General features: G+C 41.3%; 6 protein-coding genes and 1 pseudogene. All 7 read left to right on the top strand.

Translation table 11 applies throughout. From position 1 onward, the window contains the following. The first annotated feature begins 10 nt into the window (after positions 1 to 10). The gene (locus tag V7K56_RS06030) at positions 11 to 877 is read left to right on the top strand and encodes a 3-hydroxyacyl-CoA dehydrogenase family protein (protein ID WP_334908550.1); all 867 of its coding nucleotides are present in this window, start codon (positions 11 to 13) and stop codon (positions 875 to 877) included. Between the two features lie 83 nt (positions 878 to 960). Then, a complete protein-coding gene (locus V7K56_RS06025) occupies positions 961 to 1212 on the top strand; it encodes an acyl carrier protein (protein ID WP_334908548.1) in 252 nt (83 codons plus the stop codon). A 27-nt stretch (positions 1213 to 1239) separates the two neighbouring features. Further along, positions 1240 to 2424 (top strand): acyl-CoA dehydrogenase family protein, encoded by a 1185-nt coding sequence (locus tag V7K56_RS06020; protein WP_334908546.1) that lies wholly within the window; start codon positions 1240 to 1242, stop codon positions 2422 to 2424. A gap of 4 nt (positions 2425 to 2428) precedes the next feature. Then, positions 2429 to 3499, top strand: coding sequence for an HAD-IIIC family phosphatase (locus tag V7K56_RS06015; protein WP_334908544.1), 1071 nt, complete (start codon positions 2429 to 2431; stop codon positions 3497 to 3499). Positions 3500 to 3536: 37 nt separating this feature from the next. Next, the gene (locus V7K56_RS06010) at positions 3537 to 12863 is read left to right on the top strand and encodes an amino acid adenylation domain-containing protein (protein WP_334908542.1); all 9327 of its coding nucleotides are present in this window, start codon (positions 3537 to 3539) and stop codon (positions 12861 to 12863) included. Then, positions 12832 to 16179, top strand: coding sequence for an amino acid adenylation domain-containing protein (locus V7K56_RS06005; RefSeq protein WP_334908540.1), 3348 nt, complete (start codon positions 12832 to 12834; stop codon positions 16177 to 16179). Before V7K56_RS06010 ends, V7K56_RS06005 begins: the two co-directional genes overlap by 32 nt. Next, positions 16179 to 18902, top strand: a pseudogene (locus V7K56_RS36965) (type I polyketide synthase); the annotation flags it as partial. The gene V7K56_RS06005 and the pseudogene V7K56_RS36965, both read left to right, overlap by 1 nt. Positions 18903 to 18913: the final 11 nt, after the last annotated feature.

Raw genomic sequence — 18913 nt, 5'->3', positions numbered from 1 at the left:
CAGGATAAAGATGATGAAAATTAAAACTGTTGGTGTTGTCGGAGCAGGTGTGATGGGAATTGGGTTAGCTCAAAACCTTGCCCAAACCAATCATCAAGTGATTCTAGTAGATATTTCTGAAGAAATTTTATCATCTGCTAACAAGCAAATCAAAAATAATATCCGTTTTCAAGGTTTTTTCAATAAAAATGAGCAAGTAGACAATCCCGATGACATTCTGCATCGAATTAAATTTTCTACAAATTATAAGTTTCTTGAAGATATAGATTTCGTGATTGAAAACGTTACAGAAAAGTGGGATATTAAAAAGGAGGTATACGCACAGCTTGATGCGATTTGTCCACAGAAAGCTATATTTGCAGCTAATACATCTGCTATTCCCATTACTCGCATTGCTTCACTAACTAAGCGTGCTAACAAAGTAATTGGTATGCATTTCATGAACCCGGTTCCAATGAAGCCGATGGTTGAAATGATTCGCGGATATCATACATCCGATGAAACAATCTCGACAGCAAAAGAATTGTTGGCACAGATGGGTAAAGAAGGCATCCTTGTCAATGATTCGCCAGGTTTTGTTTCCAACCGAGTTTTAATGTTGACCATAAATGAAGCTATTTTCTTGTTACAAGATCAAGTTGCTTCAGTGGAAGAAGTGGATAGAATTTTCAAAACTTGTTTTGGTCACAAGATGGGGCCCTTAGAAACTGCTGACTTAATTGGATTGGATACAATTCTTTTTTCCATCGAAGTTTTGTATGAGAGTTTCAACGACAGCAAATACAGACCCTGTCAATTGCTGAAAAAGATGGTAGATGCAGGATTGTATGGTCGTAAGAATGGACAAGGTTTTTATACTTATAAAAGAACAATCTGAAGTCAGATACTTTTTTCCTTTGCAGTTTATTTATCATAAATCAAACAGGATTTTAACAAAAAATCCCAACCATTATTTAAAATATGAAAGAAATACAAGCAAAAATTAGACAATTCCTTTCAAAGTTTTTCCGTAATCACGACTTGCAGCTAGATGAAGATATATTTGCACTCGGTTTTGTAAATTCCATGTTCGCTATGCAACTCGTCTTGTTTATTGAACAAGAATTTCAACTGACTATTGATAATGAAGACTTAGAACTTAATAACTTTAGGACGATAAATGCAATGACTAATTTGATTGAGCGCAAAACAGCTTTAGTAATACAAAAATGAGTTCTAATCAATGTCAATCTTAGTAAGATGAAAATAGAGTTAACTACTCAACAAAAAGATGCTCAAGCTAAATTTAGAGCTTTCGTAGACGAAGAAATTGTTCCTCTCGCAAATCGCTACGACCAAGAAGAGCGCACACCTCCAAAGCTAATTAAAAATCTAGCTCAACTAGGGTATTTGGGTGCTATATTACCCAAAGAATTTGGCGGCAAAGCTATGGACATGATTACCTATGGTCTTCTAAACGAAGAAATTGGGCGTGGATGTTCTTCATTGCGGAGTTTGCTCACAGTTCATAGCATGGTTGCTCGCGCTCTTGATAAATGGGGCAATAAGTCTCAAAAAGATTATTGGCTACCAAAGTTAGCATCTGGCGAGATTATAGCTGCTTTTGGTTTGAGTGAACCTAATGTTGGTAGCGATGCCAAGAGTATAGAAACTACAGCGATACTTTCAGGTGATTCCTATGTGTTAAATGGGCAGAAGAAATGGATTACCTATGGACAAATAGCCGATGTTTTTTTGGTATTTGCTCAATGTTCAGGGAAAGCTAGTGCTTTTTTAGTTGAAAAGAACAGTCCAGGACTTACGATAAAACCTATTTCTGGAATGTTAGGTGTTCGGGCTTCTATGTTAGCAGAATTACATTTTCAGGATTGCCGAATTCCCCAAGATAATCTAGTGGGTAAGTTAGGTTTTGGTTTCTCTTATATTGCTTCTTCTGCACTAGATTACGGAAGATACAGTGTGGCATGGGGTTCTGTAGGTATTGCTCAAGCGTGTCTAGAAGCCTGTATTCAATACACAAGCGAACGAAAGCAGTTTGGTGTTTATCTCAAAGAACACCAATTGATTCGGCAAATGATCACTGAGATGATTGCTAATGTGAAAGCAGCAAGATTACTGTGTTATCAAGCAGGTTATCTCAAAGATAATAGCGATCCAAGCTCGATAGTAGAGACTTCTATCGCTAAATATTTTGCATCTACAACAGCAACCAAAATTGCTAATGATGCCGTACAAATTCACGGTGCTAATGGATGCAGTAGTGAATATTCTGTTGCCAGGTATTTACGAGATGCCAAAATCATGGAAATCATTGAAGGAAGCACGCAAATACAACAGATAACTATCGCTGACTACGGTTATCAGGAGTATATGTTACAACCTACTCCTGCTGTAATTTCTCAAAAATTACTGGCAAGGACGTAAGAATATGATTGATATACAAGCTGAACTTTCAAATAATAAACACACCGACAAAAAAGCTATCAAATGTGTAGTTTGGGATTTAGATAACACAATTTGGGATGGTGTTTTACTAGAGAATGACCGCGTTTCTTTGCGAAATCGGGTAGTCGAGATTATCAAAACATTGGATGGTCGAGGTATTTTACAATCTATCGCAAGTAAAAATGATTATGCCAGAGCGATCGCGCAACTCCAAGAGTTTGGTTTGCACGAATATTTTCTCTATCCCCAAATCAATTGGAACTCCAAATCTAGTTCGCTCAAAGAAATTGCTAAGTCCTTAAATCTTGGTATCAATACATTTGCTTTTATAGATGACCAGTTATTTGAATTGGAAGAAGTTAGTTTTTCACTGACAGAAATACTTTGTATTAACACTAGTGAATTAGCGCATTTCCTCGAACTGCCAGAAATGAATCCTCGTTTTATTACAGAGGATTCAAGACTGAGAAGATTAATGTACATGAGTGATATAGAACGCAACAATTTAGAAAAAAAATTTGTTGGGACTCAAGAAGAATTTTTAGCCACACTTAATATGATTTTTACTATCTCTTCTGCCCAAGAAGAAGATTTACAGCGAGCCGAAGAATTAACAGTTAGAACTAATCAATTAAATACAACTGGTTATACATATTCCTATGACGATCTCAATCATTTTCGCAAATCTGATAAACATAAACTATTAGTTGCAAGTTTAGATGATAAGTATGGCAGTTACGGTAAAATTGGATTAGCTCTTGTAGAATTTCAAGAGGTTGTGTGGACTATAAAACTTATGCTGATGTCTTGTCGTGTTATGTCCAGAGGTGTTGGTACAATTATGCTTAATTATATGATGACATTAGCTAAAAACAACAATGTCCGTTTGCGTTCTGAGTTTGTTTCAAACAATCATAATAGAATGATGTATGTGTTTTATAAATTTGCAGGTTTTAAGGAAATTGAAAAGAACGGAGACTTGCAAATTTTAGAAAATGAACTTACACAAATTCAACTCTTTCCTGAATATGTGAAGGTCAAAATTATAGAGTAGAAGGCATTGCTAGTTTTGATAGGTTGATGGGGACATTATGGACAACACAAAAGATAAAATTTTGAAACGACGGTCGAAGCTTTCACCCACTCAGCAGGCGCTTCTCGAAAAACGGCTGCGGGGTGAAGTTGACTCTCACTCTCAATTAGAAGTTATTCCAAAACGTTCTCAAACAAGTCCTGCCCCCCTATCTTTTGCTCAACAACGGCTGTGGTTTCTCCATCAGTTAGATCCTAGCAATCCTTATTACAGTGAACTAGCGTCTATACAGTTATTGGGTGCGCTGAACGTGGATGTGCTAGAACAAAGTCTCAACAAGATTGTGCAACGCCATGAAGCGTTACGTACTACTTTTGAGATAGTTGAGGAACAAGCAGTTCAAGTTATTCATCCTACTGTAACGGTAACGCTGCCACTGGTGAACTTGCTTTTGATGCCAGAAGTTGAACGACAAGCACAAGTTGAGCGGCTAACAACAGAAATAGCCCAAAAGTCTTTTGATTTAGCATCTCGGCCGTTACTACGAGTCATGCTACTACAAATAGGTGTAGAAGAATACTTGCTGCTATTTGCGATCCACCATATTGCTGTTGATGGCTGGTCTATAAAAGTACTCATCCGTGAATTAGCAGCACTATATGAGACCTTCTCTATAAGCAAAACATTCCCTCTCCCCGATCTCCCCATTCAGTATGCAGACTTTGCTATTTGGCAGCGTCAATGGCTGCAAAAAGAATTACAAAAGACGCAGCTTGACTATTGGAAGCAACAGTTGGCTGATGCTTCAACCTTAGCCCTACCTACAGATCGTCCGCGACCAGCAGTCCAAAGCTTCCGAGGCGCAGTTGCTTCTTTTGAGCTATCTGTGAGCTTAACTGATATGCTTAGGGATCTAAGCAATCAGGAAAATGTAACCCTGTTTATGACTCTACTGGCAGCGTTTCAAGCTTTACTGTACCGTTACACAGGGCAAGAAGACATCTGCGTTGGCTCCCCAATTGCTAACCGCAACCGAAGCGAGATCCAAGGGTTGATTGGTTTTTTTGTCAATACCCTTGTGCTGCGTACTCACGTTTCTGGTAATCCAAGTTTTTTAGAATTATTAAATAGAGTGCGCGAGGTGTGTGTGGGTGCATATGCCCATGCAGATATACCTTTTGAAAAATTAGTAGAAGAAATTCAGCCAGATAGAAATCTCAGTCATATGCCCTTGTTTCAGGTGATGTTTGCCTTGCACGAAGACACCCAAAAGGAATTAACACTACCTGGTTTGACTTTGAATTGGCTCCCGACACACAGTAAGACTGCTAGGTTTGATTTAACTCTACACATAGTAAATGCAGAGCCAGAATTGAGGGGGTTATTAGAATACAACACCGATTTGTTTGATGCTGAAACCATTACTCGAATCGTAGAGCATTTCCGTACTTTACTAGAGGGAATTGTTGCAAATCCACAAGCAAGATTATCAGATTTACCACTATTAACAGCAGATGAGTTATATCAGCAATTAGTAGAGTGGAATGATACAAAAGTTGAATATCCGCAACAACAATGTATTCATCAATTGTTTGAAGCGCAGGTAGAAAGAACACCTGATGCAGTCGCAGTTGTATTTGAAGATGAACAGCTAACCTACTGCGAACTCAACGCTAGAGCAAATCAACTAGCACATTATTTGCAACAACTGGGAGTAAAACCAGAGATATTGGTGGGGATTTGTGTAGAGCGATCGCTTTCTATGATCATCGGACTATTAGCCATCTTCAAAGCAGGTGGTGCATATATACCGCTAGATCTAGCGTATCCACTAGAACGTTTAGCTTTCATATTGCAAGATGCTGCTGTGTCAGTACTGCTAACACAGCAGCACTTGATAAAGAATTTGCCAAAAAATCAGACTAAAATTGTTTGTTTAGATACAGATTGGCAAAGTGTAGCTCAACAAAGCTCACAAAACCCAATCAGTAAGTGTATAACTGATAACTTAGCTTATATCATCTATACTTCTGGTTCAACAGGTCAACCCAAGGGTGCTTTAGTCAATCACAGAAATGTTATTCGTCTATTTGCAGCAACCGAATCCTGGTATAAATTTAACCAACATGACGTTTGGACGCTATTCCACTCCATAGCTTTTGATTTTTCCGTTTGGGAAATCTGGGGTGCCTTGCTGTATGGTGGACAGTTGGTAATAGTACCGTATTTGCTGAGTCGTTCACCTGAAGACTTTTATAAATTACTACTAACACAGCAAGTAACGATACTGAACCAAACACCTTCGGCTTTTCATCAACTGATACAGGTAGAGGAATCCCTGGTAAATAGTAACAACTTAAGCTTGCGAAAAGTGATTTTCGGTGGAGAAGCATTGCAGCTTGAGAGTTTAAGACCTTGGTTTGAACGTCATGGCGATGAGTTTCCACAGTTAATTAATATGTACGGTATTACGGAAACAACTGTGCATGTTACATATCGTCCCCTAACAATGGCTGACTTAGAAGTAACATTAGCAAGTATAATTGGTCGTCCAATTTCTGACTTACAAGTTTACTTATTAGATCAGTATCGGCAGCCAGTACCCATTGGAGTACCAGGTGAAATGTATATTGGTGGTGCTGGTGTAGTCAGAGGTTATTTAAACCGACCAACACTAACTCCCCAAAAATTTATTCCTAATCGCTTTAGTGATAAACCCAATGCGCGTCTTTACAAATCAGGTGATTTAGCTCGATATCTACCCAATGGAGAGATAGAGTACATTGGTCGGATTGACAACCAAGTAAAAGTACGTGGTTTTCGTATTGAACTCGGAGAAATTGAAGCACTACTTTCTCAACATCCAGCAGCAGGAGAAACTGTAGTTGTAGTACATGAAGATTCAGCAGATTCTCAAAGAATAGTTGCCTATGTAGTTGCTCAAAAAGAGCAAACACCGACAACTTCTGAGCTTCGCGCCTTCCTAGAGTCAAAGTTACCAAACTACATGGTGCCAAAGGCTTTTGTAATCCTAGAGGCACTACCACTAACACCTAATGGTAAGGTCGACCGGAAAGCGCTACCACTACCCGATCGCATACGTCCAGAACTGGAAAAAGCTTTGATTGCACCTCAGACGAATGTTGAAAAACAATTGGCTGTTATTTGGGCGCAGGTACTAGGTTTAGAAAAAATCGGTATCAACGATAATTTTTTTGAATTAGGTGGAGATTCTATCCTCAGTCTTCAAGTAATATCTAAAGCCAATCAAGTCGGGCTACACTTAACTCCTAAACAATTATTTCAACATCAGACTATTGCTAAACTTGCTGTTGTCGCTAGCACAACAAAAGAAATTCAAGCAGAACAAAACCTAGTCACTGGTTTGCTAGAACTAACACCTATTCAGCAATGGTTTTTTGAACAAGAGCAAGCACAACCGCATCATTGGAATCAAGCAGTACTCTTAGAAGTCAAACAGCGTATTAATCCTGTAGCTTTAGAAAAAGTAGTACAGTTTTTACAAAAGCATCATGATGTCCTACGTTCGCGATTTCCAAAAGAAGAATCTGGCTTGAAAGCCGTGATAGTTAGTCCTGACCATCAAGTACCACTAACATATTTGGACTTGTCAGCACTACCAAAAAATCAACAACTGGCACAAATAGAAGCAATGTCAACTCAGCTACAAGCTAGCTTGAATTTGACACAAGGACCACTATGGCGGGTTGCGCTTTTTGACTTTGGTGACAAGCAACCAAGTCGCTTGCTTTGGGTAATTCACCACTTAGTTGTGGATGGAGTTTCTTGGCGAATTTTACTTGAGGATTTTCAAACAGCTTACCAGCAAATTTGTGAACAGAAAGTATTACAATTGCCAGCCAAAACAACTTCTTTCAAACAGTGGTCTATCTGTTTACAAGAATATGCACAATTGCCGGAATTAAGTTCGCAGTTAGAATACTGGCTGACAACAAAGCATCAACTTGTTAAGCCTATACCCAGAGATTTTAGCTATGCGAACAATCTAGAAGAGTCAGCTTGTAGTGTGGCTGTATCGCTGAGTGTGGAAGAAACTCAAGTTTTATTACAACAGGTACCAGCAGTTTATCAGACACAAATTAATGATGTATTGTTAACTGCACTTGTGCAAACATTTGCTCAGTGGACGGGAGAAACTTCTTTACTTATTGACCTAGAGGGGCATGGTCGAGAAGAATTGTTTGAGGATGTAGATTTGTCGAGAACTGTAGGCTGGTTCACAACTATTTTCCCGATACACCTAAGTCTCGAAAGCACTTCCAACCCGCCAGGAAAAGCTCTCAAATCAATTAAAGAGCAGCTCAGGGCGATTCCAAATCGAGGTATTGGTTATGGAGTGTTGCGCTATCTCAGTGCAGATAAGGGAGTTAGCGAATTCAGTTACTTGCCAAAAGCTGAAGTTGTTTTTAATTATTTAGGACAGTTTGACCAAGTTTTACCAACCTCGTCTTTATTTCGCTTCGCTACCGAATCGAGCGGTGCGAGTCTCAGTTTGCAAAGCAAACGAACTCATTTGCTGGAAATTAACAGCAGTATTTCTCAAGGATATCTGCAAATCAACTGGACTTACAGCAATAAGTTGCATCGGCAAACTACAGTTGAAACTCTTGCTCAACAGTTTATTGAGGCAGTGCGATCGCTGATTGCTCATTGCCAATCTGCTGATGCCGGAGGCTTTACCCCTTCCGATTTCGCTGAGTTTAAACAAAGCCAATGGGATCAAACCGATCTCGATGCCATTACAGCAGCTATAAGAGAAAAAAACAAAAATATTGAAGATTTTTATCCCCTCTCGCCCATGCAGCAGGGCATTCTCTACCATAGTCTTGCAGCCCTCAAATCTGGCATCTATTTTGAACAATTTAGCTGGACTCTCCAAGGAAAGCTCAACGTTACAGCATTCCATCGCGCATGGCAGTATGTTGTAGAGCGCCATGCAATTCTGCGAACCTGCTTTGTTTGGGAAGGCTTAAAAGAACCAGTGCAAATTGTACATCGACAGGTGGTGCTACCTTGGCAAGAGTATAATTGGCAGCATCTCTCCTCGGATGAACAGCAACAAAAGTTAGAAGTTTTGTTACAGAGCGATCGCTTCAGTGGCTTTGAACTTACGCATCTACCATTAATACACCTAACATTGGTTCAATTTTCGGATATCTCCTATAACTTTACCTGGAGTCATCACCATCTGTTACTAGATGGCTGGTCTGTTGCCTTAGTTTTTAAAGAAGTTCTTGCTTGTTACAAAGCTTTCAGCAACGGTGAAGACGTATACTTAGAACCTATTCGCCCTTATCGGGATTACATTGTTTGGCTACAGCAACAAAACCTATCCGCAGCTGAAACTTTCTGGCGACAGATGCTCAAAGGTTTTACTACTCCCACAAGGTTGTGGGCAGATCAAAAAGCCAAAAAATCGCTGACTCCACAAGATGACTATAACGAACAAAAAATTCAGCTTTCAGCAGTAACAACCGCAGCATTGCAATCCATAGCACAGCAGCACCAGCTCACACTCAACACTCTAGTACAAGGAGCTTGGGCTTTGCTGTTAAGCCATTATAGTAGCCAGTCAGACATAGTTTTTGGGGCAGTAGCTTCCGGTCGTCCCCCAACTCTAGCTCAAGCCGAGTCTATGGTAGGACTGTTTATTAATACACTACCAGTTAGAGTCAAAGTCTCGCCCAAAGAATTTCTTTTACCTTGGCTGCAAAAAATTCAAACTCAACTAGTTGAGGCGCGTCAATACGAATATAGTCCCTTAGTAAAAATCCAGGGATGGAGTGAAGTTCCTAAAGGTTTGGCTCTGTTTGAGAGTATAGTAGTTTTTGAGAACTATCCTGTAGATGCTTCCGTACAACAGAGAAATGTCAATTTTGAGATAGAAGATTTTTATGGCTTTGAAAGGACTAACTATCCTATCACTCTAACTGTTAATCCAGGTAAGGAGTTGTTGCTCAAGATTACTTATGATAATAGCGATCGCTTCGACACCATCACTCGAATGCTAGGACATTTGCAGACTTTGCTAGAGGGTATGGCCACTAATCCACAGCAGCGTCTTTGGGAGTTACCACTGTTAACGGAAACTGAACGACATCAGTTGCTTGTAGAGTGGAATGATACAGAAGTTGAGTATCCTCAACAAAAATGTATCCATCAGTTGTTTGAAGCGCAGGTAGAAAGAACACCTGATGCAGTCGCAGTTGTATTTGAAGATGAACAGCTAACCTACTGCGAACTCAATGCTAGAGCAAATCAACTAGCACATTATTTGCAACAACTGGGAGTAAAACCAGAGATATTGGTGGGGATTTGTGTAGAGCGATCGCTGTTCATGGTCATTGGATTATTAGCCATCCTCAAAGCAGGAGGTGCATATGTGCCTCTAGACCCCAGCTATCCTCAAGAGCGATTAGCTTTTATACTAGAAGACACTCAAGCAACAGTGTTGCTGACTACTACATCGCTTCTGAAGACAATACTGCAATATAAAGCTAAATTGGTTTGTTTAGATACTGATTGGCAGGAAATTGTACAACAAAGCCAGGAAAATTTATTCTCCCAAATCACTACTAACAACCTAGCTTACGTCATCTATACCTCTGGTTCTACAGGCAGACCCAAAGGTGTAATGATTAAACACGCTAGCACAGTTGCAATGTTAGATTGGGCAAACAAAACCTATACGATTGAAGCTAGAGAAGGAGTTTTAGCATCAACCTCGATTTGCTTTGACCTTTCGGTGTTTGAAGTGTTTGTTCCTCTTAGTTGCGGTGGCAAGGTGATTTTAATCGAGAATGCACTCTTATTACCAACTTTGCCAGCATCCTTTGGTGTGACTTTAATTAATACTGTCCCAAGTGTGATTTCACAGTTAGTCAGAACTAATAGCATTCCAACTTCAGTACAAACTGTTAATATTGCAGGAGAACCGCTTCATAATCAACTTGTACAACAACTTTACAAGCAAGATAACATACAACAGGTATTTAACCTGTATGGACCTTCTGAAGATACAACTTATTCAACCTCTTGTTGGATATATAAGGGTGCTACCAACACCCCACCAATTGGTCGCCCGATTCACAACACCCAGACTTATTTGTTAGATGAAAATTTACAACCTGTTCCTGTAGGTGTACCAGGGATATTATACGTCAGTGGTGCAGGTTTAGCTCGTGGTTATCTAAACAAAGCAGAATTTACTGCGGATAAATTTATTCCCAATCCTTACGCAAAGCAGCCAGGAGAACAGTTATATAAAACTGGGGATAAGGCACGCTATCTACCCAATGGAGAAATAGAGTACATTGGTCGGATTGATAACCAAGTAAAAGTACGTGGTTTTCGTATTGAACTCGGAGAAATTGAAGCACTACTTTCTCAACATCCAGCAGCAGGAGAAACTGTAGTTGTAGTACATGAAGATTCAGCAGATTCTCAAAGAATAGTTGCCTATGTAGTTGCTCAAAAAGAGCAAACACCGACAACTTCTGAGCTTCGCGCCTTCCTAGAGTCAAAGTTACCAAACTACATGGTGCCAAAGGCTTTTGTAATCCTAGAGGCACTACCACTAACACCTAATGGTAAGGTCGACCGGAAAGCGCTACCACTACCCGATCGCATACGTCCAGAACTGGAAAAAGCTTTGATTGCACCTCAGACGAATGTTGAAAAACAATTGGCTGTTATTTGGGCGCAGGTACTAGGTTTAGAAAAAATCGGTATCAACGATAATTTTTTTGAATTAGGTGGAGATTCTATCCTCAGTCTTCAAGTAATATCTAAAGCCAATCAAGTCGGGCTACACTTAACTCCTAAACAATTATTTCAACATCAGACTATTGCTAAACTTGCTGTTGTCGCTAGCACAACAAAAGAAATTCAAGCAGAACAAAACCTAGTCACTGGTTTGCTAGAACTAACACCTATTCAGCAATGGTTTTTTGAACAAGAGCAAGCACAACCGCATCATTGGAATCAAGCAGTACTCTTAGAAGTCAAACAGCGTATTAATCCTGTAGCTTTAGAAAAAGTAGTACAGTTTTTACAAAAGCATCATGATGTCCTACGTTCGCGATTTCCAAAAGAAGAATCTGGCTTGAAAGCCGTGATAGTTAGTCCTGACCATCAAGTACCACTAACATATTTGGACTTGTCAGCACTACCAAAAAATCAACAACTGGCACAAATAGAAGCAATGTCAACTCAGCTACAAGCTAGCTTGAATTTGACACAAGGACCACTATGGCGGGTTGCGCTTTTTGACTTTGGTGACAAGCAACCAAGTCGCTTGCTTTGGGTAATTCACCACTTAGTTGTGGATGGAGTTTCTTGGCGAATTTTACTTGAGGATTTTCAAACAGCTTACCAGCAAATTTGTGAACAGAAAGCATTACAATTGCCAGCCAAAACAACTTCATTTCAGCAGTGGTCTGTGCGTCTGCTTGAATATGCACAATCAAAAAATCTGCCTTTACAGCTAAATTACTGGTTGACAAACTTGACTCAACAGGTTGAGTCAATACCCCAAGACTACCCAGGCACAAATAATACCGAAGCTACAGCGACTACAGTCTCAGTATCTCTTGGTGTGAAAGACACTCAAGCCTTACTGCAAGATGTGCCAGCAGTATACCGCACACAAATCAACGATCTATTGTTGACAGCGCTTGTACAAGCATTTGCACAATGGACGGGACAAAGTTCTCTACTGGTTGATTTGGAAGGACATGGGCGAGAACAACTGTTTGAAAATCTTGAAATCTCACGAACTGTGGGTTGGTTTACGTCTATTTTCCCAGTATATCTGAAATTAGAAAACGCATCTCAATCCCAACCTAAAGAAGCACTTAAGACAATTAAAGAGCAACTGCGAAGGATACCAAATCGAGGAATTGATTATGGTATACTGCGCTATCTCAGTTCTGATCAGGAAATTGCCCAGCAATTGAGTCAGTTGCCATCAGCGCAAGTCAGCTTCAACTACTTAGGTCAGTTCGATCAGCTTTTCTCAGAATCGTCTTTATTGAGCTTTGCTGACGAGTCCAGTGGTATAAGCCGCAGTTTGCTAGCTAAAAGGTCTCATTTACTAGAAATTGATAGCATGATCGCCCAAGGGCAGTTACAAATCAATTGGACATACAGCAACCAGATACATTGTAGAGCCACTGTTGAAGCACTTGCTCAAGGGTTTATTCAGGCACTGCAATCGCTCATTGCTTGTTGTCAATCACCGGAAGCAGGCGGTTTTACTCCTTCCGACTTTGTAGAGTTTCAGCAAAGCCAATGGGATCAAGCCGATCTCGATGCCATTACAGCAGCAATTGGAGGTACGTGAAATGGGTGTGAAAAACATCGAAGATTTCTATCCTCTCTCGCCCATGCAACAGGGTATCCTTTTCCACAGTCTGGCTGCTCCCAAATCTGGAGTATATTTTGAGCAGTTTAGCTGCTCACTCACAGGTAAGCTTGATATTGTAGCGTTTGAGAGTGCTTGGCAGCAGGTAGTAGACCGACACCCTATCTTGCGAACTAGTTTTGCGTGGGAAGGCCTAAAAGAACCTGTGCAAGTTGTCCACCGTCAGGTGAAATTATCATCTGTGCAGCATGATTGGCGGCATCTCTCTTTTATCGAGCAGCAACAACAATTAGAGGCTTTTTTGCAAAGCGATCGCTCCCAAAGCTTTGTATTCACTCTCCCGCCTTTGATGCGCTTGATGCTAATCCAATTGTCGGACAATTCTTATCACTTCACTTGGAGCCAACATCATCTATTGCTAGATGGGTGGTCTGTTGCCATTATTTTTCAGGAGGTTTTTACTTTTTATGACGCTTTGAGTAAAAGTCAGGATGCCTATGTAGCACCTTCACGTCCTTATAGAGATTACATTGTCTGGCAGCAGCAGCAAAACTTATCTGAGGCTGAGACGTTTTGGCGGCAGATGCTCAAAGGTTTTACTGCTCCCACAAAGTTATGGTTAGACCAAAATCAACAGAGACTGCCCAATGATAGCTACGCTCAACAACAAATTCAACTAGAGGCAGCAACAACAGCAGCACTACAATCTCTAGTACAAAAGCATCAACTAACACTAAACACTCTAGTACAAGCAGCTTGGGCTTTACTCCTGAGTCGTTATAGCGGCGAGGAAGATGTAGTGTTTGGGGCAATTGTCTCAGGTCGTCCTTCTGCCTTGCCAAAAGCCGAATCGATGGTGGGGCTATTTATCAACACCCTTCCAGTCCGAGTCAAGGTTGATCCCGAAGCCTTCCTTTTACCGTGGCTGAAGCAAATTCAAGCTCAACAAGTTGAGGCGCGACAGTATGAATATACCCCTCTTGTAGAAATTCACGGCTGGAGCGAAGTTCCTAGAGGTGTGTCTTTATTCGAGAGTATTGTAGTTTTTGAGAATTACCCCATTGATGCTGCTTTACGAAAGCGCAGGGCTGATTTAGAAATTAAGGATTTTCATGGCTTTCAAAGGACAAACTATCCCTTAACACTGACTGTTTTACCAGGTTCAGAGTTGTTGCTCGCGCTTGCCTACGATGAAAGCAAAAATTTTAATGCTGCTACTATTAACAGAATGCTGTGGCATCTAAAAACTTTGCTGGCAAATATAGCTGCCAATTGCGATCGCCAGCTTTGGCAGTATTCACTTTTAACAAAAGCCGAGCGACACCAACTGCTAGTAGAGTGGAATGATACTCAAGCTGAATATCCTCAAGACCAATGCATCCAGCAGTTGTTTGAGGTTCAAGTAGAACGGACACCAGATGCTGTAGCAGTAGTATTTGAAGACCAACAATTAACCTACCGTGAACTCAACCAACGAGCAAATCAGCTAGCGCACCATCTGCGATCACTGGGAGTAAAACCAGAGGTACTGGTGGGAATTTGCACACAGCGATCGCTTGATATGGTAGTAGGAATTTTGGGTATTCTCAAAGCTGGTGGCGCGTACCTACCATTAGATCCGTCCTATCCAAAAGAGCGCCTAACATTGATCTTAGAGGATGCAAATCTATTGGTGCTGCTAACCCAGAGGCAACTAATTACTGAACTCCCCAAACACAAAGCTCAAATTGTTTGCTTGGACGCAGAGTGGGAAGAAATTGCCCAAGGTTGTACTCAGCAGTTTGGATTTTACAGTGAGGAAAATTGTCATAGTAGTCTCACCCTCGAAAACTTGGCTTATGTGATTTACACCTCTGGTTCTACAGGAATACCCAAGGGGGTAATGGTTACGCATCGAGCTTTGGTGAACCACAGTATTTCTGTAGCCAAAGCCTATCAACTACAAAAAGACGATTGTGTTCTACAATTTGCTTCTATTAGCTTTGATGTTGCCGCAGAAGAGGTGTTTCCATCATTATTAACCGGAGCAACTGTTATTATCCGACCCGATTGGATATTAGATTTTACTAGCTTTCATCAATTCTTGGAGCAGGAAAAACTAACCGTCCTAAATCTACCAACGGCATACTGGCATGAGTGGGTTTCTTACCTGACTCAAAAATCAGCACTATTGCCGACTGCGCTGCGCTTAGTGATCGTAGGAACTGAACCAGCTTTACCAGAAAAACTTGCGCTTTGGCAGGAATTTGCAGGAGATCGCATCCTCTGGCTCAACGCTTACGGCCCAACAGAGGCAACTATTGGTACAACAATTTATCAACCAGATACCTCCCAAGAAAACCAGCAGATATCTTGGGTTCCCATTGGTCGTCCGATCGCCAACACCCAAGTTTATTTGTTAGATCGACATTTAAACCCTGTACCTGTAGGTGTGCTGGGTGAAATATATATTGGTGGTGTCAGTCTGGCTAGGGGTTATCTCAATCGTCCTGAACTTACAGCCCTTCAGTTTATCCCCAATCCTTTTGGTGAATCAGGGGCATCTTTGTATAAAACCGGCGACTTAGCCTGCTACCTGCCAAATGGCGACATTCAGTTCATCGGACGCATCGACCAACAAGTTAAGATCCGGGGCTTCCGCATTGAACTGGGCGAGATTGAGGCGGAATTGCTCCAACACCCTCAAGTTTGCGAAGCTGTAGTAATCCTTGGGGATAGCGATCGCACCAACAAGTATTTAGTAGCTTATGTAACTCTTCAATCAGGACAAACACTTACAGTAACTGAACTGCGTAGCTTTCTCAAAGAAAAGCTACCACAATATATGGTTCCTTCAGCCTTCCTGGTACTGACAGCCCTGCCACTGTTGCCCAACGGCAAGATTGATCGGCGATCGCTGCCTACACCGCAAACTCTGCGCCCAGAGATGGAAGTTGCTTACGTGATGCCCAGAACCGAGGCAGAACAAGCGATCGCCACTGTTTGGCAAAAAGCTCTCGCTCTAGAAAAAATAGGTATTCAAGATAACTTCTTTGAACTTGGTGGTCACTCATTGCTGATAGTTAAAATTCATAGCCAATTGCGTGAAATCTTCAAAACTGATTTATTATTACTCGATTTGTTTAGATATCCGACTATAAGTTCCCTCGCCGAGTATTTTAGCCGAGCCAAAAATCAAACATCATCTCAGGAAATTGATATAAAAACTGACACGATTGCTGTGGGAAAATCTCACCAAAAAAAACGTTTGCAAAAAATCAAATCTATAAATATTAATGAAGGATTTAATAAATAATGAATATTTCCTCAGTATTTTCTCACTCAAATGGTTCAGAAATAGCGATAGTTGGTATGCAAGGGCGTTTCCCTGGAGCAAAAAATATTAATGACTTTTGGCAAAATATTCAAAATGGTGTAGAAACAATTACTTTTTTTAGTGATGAAGAATTGTTGGCTTCAGGGATAGATTCATCTTTAATTAGTAATCCTAATTACATCAAAGCGCGGGCTATATTAGAAGATATAGAATTATTTGATGCTGCTTTCTTTGGCTTCAATCCTAAAGAAGCAGAAATCACAGATCCCCAACACCGCCTCTTTTTAGAGTGTGCTTGGCAAGCCCTGGAAAATGCTGGCTATGACTCGGAAAATTACAAAGGTACGATTGGTGTTTTTGCTGGAGCGAGTCTCAGTGAATATTCACTAAATGTTTATTTAAACCCAAACATTAGAGACTCAATAGACGATCATCAACTTGCAATTGCGGGTGACAAAGATTTCCTCAGCACCCGTGTTTCTTACAAACTGAACTTAACGGGGCCTAGTTATACCGTTCAAACTGCTTGCTCTACTTCATTAGTCGCTGTTCACCTAGCTATCATGAGCTTGCTGAATGGTGAATGTGATATGGCTTTGGCTGGTGGCGTTTCCATATCTGCATCACGTAAAGCTGGCTATTTTTACAAAGAGGGCGGAATTGGTTCTCCTGACGGGCATTGTCGCGCCTTTGATGCAAAAGCACAGGGAACTGTGAGCGGCGAAGGTGTAGGCATTGTAGTTTTGAAGAGATTAACAGACGCGATCGCTGATGGAGATTCCATCCATGCTATCATAAAAGGCTCCGCTATTAATAACGATGGCTCAAACAAGGTTAGTTACACAGCACCCCGCATCGATACCCAAGCCAAGGTGATTAGAACGGCTCAAATTATAGCCGAGGTTGAACCTGAAACGATTACTTATATCGAAGCTCATGGAACGGGAACAGCCTTGGGAGACCCGATGGAAATTGCCGCGCTCACACAAGCTTTTAGAGCCAGCACAGACAAAAAAGGCTTCTGTGCGATCGGTTCAGTAAAAACAAATATCGGGCATTTGGACGCTGCTGCTGGGGTAGTAGGTTTGATTAAAACTGTCTTAGCTCTCAAGCACAAACAGATCCCACCCAGCTTGCATTTTGAAAAACCCAATCCTCAGATTGATTTTGCCAACAGTCCATTCTACGTCAATACTTCTGTTTGCCAATGGGAAGTAAATGGCATCCCGCACCGTGCTGGAGTCAGTTCCTTTGGCATTGGTGGGAGTAATGCTCATGTGATTCTGGAAGCAGCGCCTCCTTTAGAACTCTCTAGTGTTTCTCGCTCGTGGCAATTGTTGCTGCTATCAGCTAAGACTAGTACGGCTTTAGAAACTGCAACCACCAATTTAGTAGACCATCTGTTACAGCATCCTGAATTAAATCTTGCTGATGTCGCTTACACTCTTGGTGTCGGTCGCCGAGCTTTCAATCATCGTCAGATGGTGCTTTGCCAAAGCATCAACGATGCTCTCAAGGCCCTCACACCTGTAGATCCTCAACGAGTTTTTACCCAGTACCAACAATCGGGCGATCGCCCCGTTGTGTTTATGTTTCCCGGACAGGGAACGCAGTATGTGAATATGGGACGGGAACTTTACGAGAGTGAGTCTATCTTCACCTCACAAGTCGATCTCTGCTGCGAACTACTTAAACCTCTGTTGGGTTTCGATTTACATTCTGTGCTGTATCCAAGTGAAGCACAAGCTCAAGCAGCGGCACAGCAACTCACACAAACTCATATTACCCAACCAGCACTATTTGTAATTGAATATGCCTTGTCTAAATTGTGGATGGCATGGGGTGTGCGGCCAGAAGCGATGATTGGTCACAGCATTGGGGAATACGTGGCGGCCACTCTGGCGGAAGTTTTTTCTTTGAAAGATGCTTTAAAGTTAGTCACAATCAGGGGACAATTAATCCAGCAGCTTCCCCAAGGTGCTATGCTCTCAGTTCAACTTTCACAGTCAAAGTTGCAACCCTTTTTAACAGCAGAACTTTCTCTGGCTGGAATTAATAGTCCTTCGTTGTGCGTTGTTTCGGGTTCAACTGAGGCGATAGATGAATTGCAACAGCAATTGCTGGAGGAGGGTGTAAGGTGTCGGCGATTGCATACCTCCCATGCCTTCCATTCCCAAATCATGGACTCAATTGTTGAGCCATTCACAGAACAGTTACGAAAAGTTAATCTCAACCCACCCCAAATTCCATTTTTGTCCAACGTCAGTGGTACTTGGATAACTTCAGCCGAAGCAACAGATCCTAACTATTGGGCAAAACATCTACGGCAAACTGTGCGCTTTAGCGAAGGTATTGCCCAGTTACTCAAAACAGATGAACGCATCCTGCTGGAAGTTGGACCAGGGCGAACTTTAAGTACTTTTGCTCTTGAGCATCATCAAAATGAACTGACAGTACTAAACTCAATCCGCCATCCACAGGAGCAACAGTCAGATGTGTCATTTTTACTCAACACTTTGGGTCGTCTCTGGCTTACAGGAGTCAAAGTAGACTGGTCTGGTTTTTATGCTCATGAAAAACGCGATCGCATCCCATTACCGACTTATCCTTTTGAACGCCAGCGTTACTGGATTGAACCACAGAAACAGACAGTTTTACAGGGACAGTTCCAGCTAAAACCAACAGCAAATGATCTGTGGAAATTTCTGGTAGA

This window comes from Nostoc sp. (assembly GCF_036917535.1).
Lineage (GTDB): Bacteria > Cyanobacteriota > Cyanobacteriia > Cyanobacteriales > Nostocaceae > Nostoc.
The sequence above is the reverse complement of the archived record's forward strand: the minus strand, read 5'-3'. Positions and strand labels throughout refer to the sequence as shown.

Bases quoted from the DNA above. Each gene is read 5' to 3' on its own strand.
- V7K56_RS06030 (WP_334908550.1), top strand. From the start codon at position 11: ATGATGAAAATTAAAACTGTTGGTGTTGTCGGAGCAGGTGTGATGGGA.
- V7K56_RS06025 (WP_334908548.1), top strand. From the start codon at position 961: ATGAAAGAAATACAAGCAAAAATTAGACAATTCCTTTCAAAGTTTTTC.
- V7K56_RS06020 (WP_334908546.1), top strand. From the start codon at position 1,240: ATGAAAATAGAGTTAACTACTCAACAAAAAGATGCTCAAGCTAAATTT.
- V7K56_RS06015 (WP_334908544.1), top strand. From the start codon at position 2,429: ATGATTGATATACAAGCTGAACTTTCAAATAATAAACACACCGACAAA.
- V7K56_RS06010 (WP_334908542.1), top strand. From the start codon at position 3,537: ATGGACAACACAAAAGATAAAATTTTGAAACGACGGTCGAAGCTTTCA.
- V7K56_RS06005 (WP_334908540.1), top strand. From the start codon at position 12,832: ATGCCATTACAGCAGCAATTGGAGGTACGTGAAATGGGTGTGAAAAAC.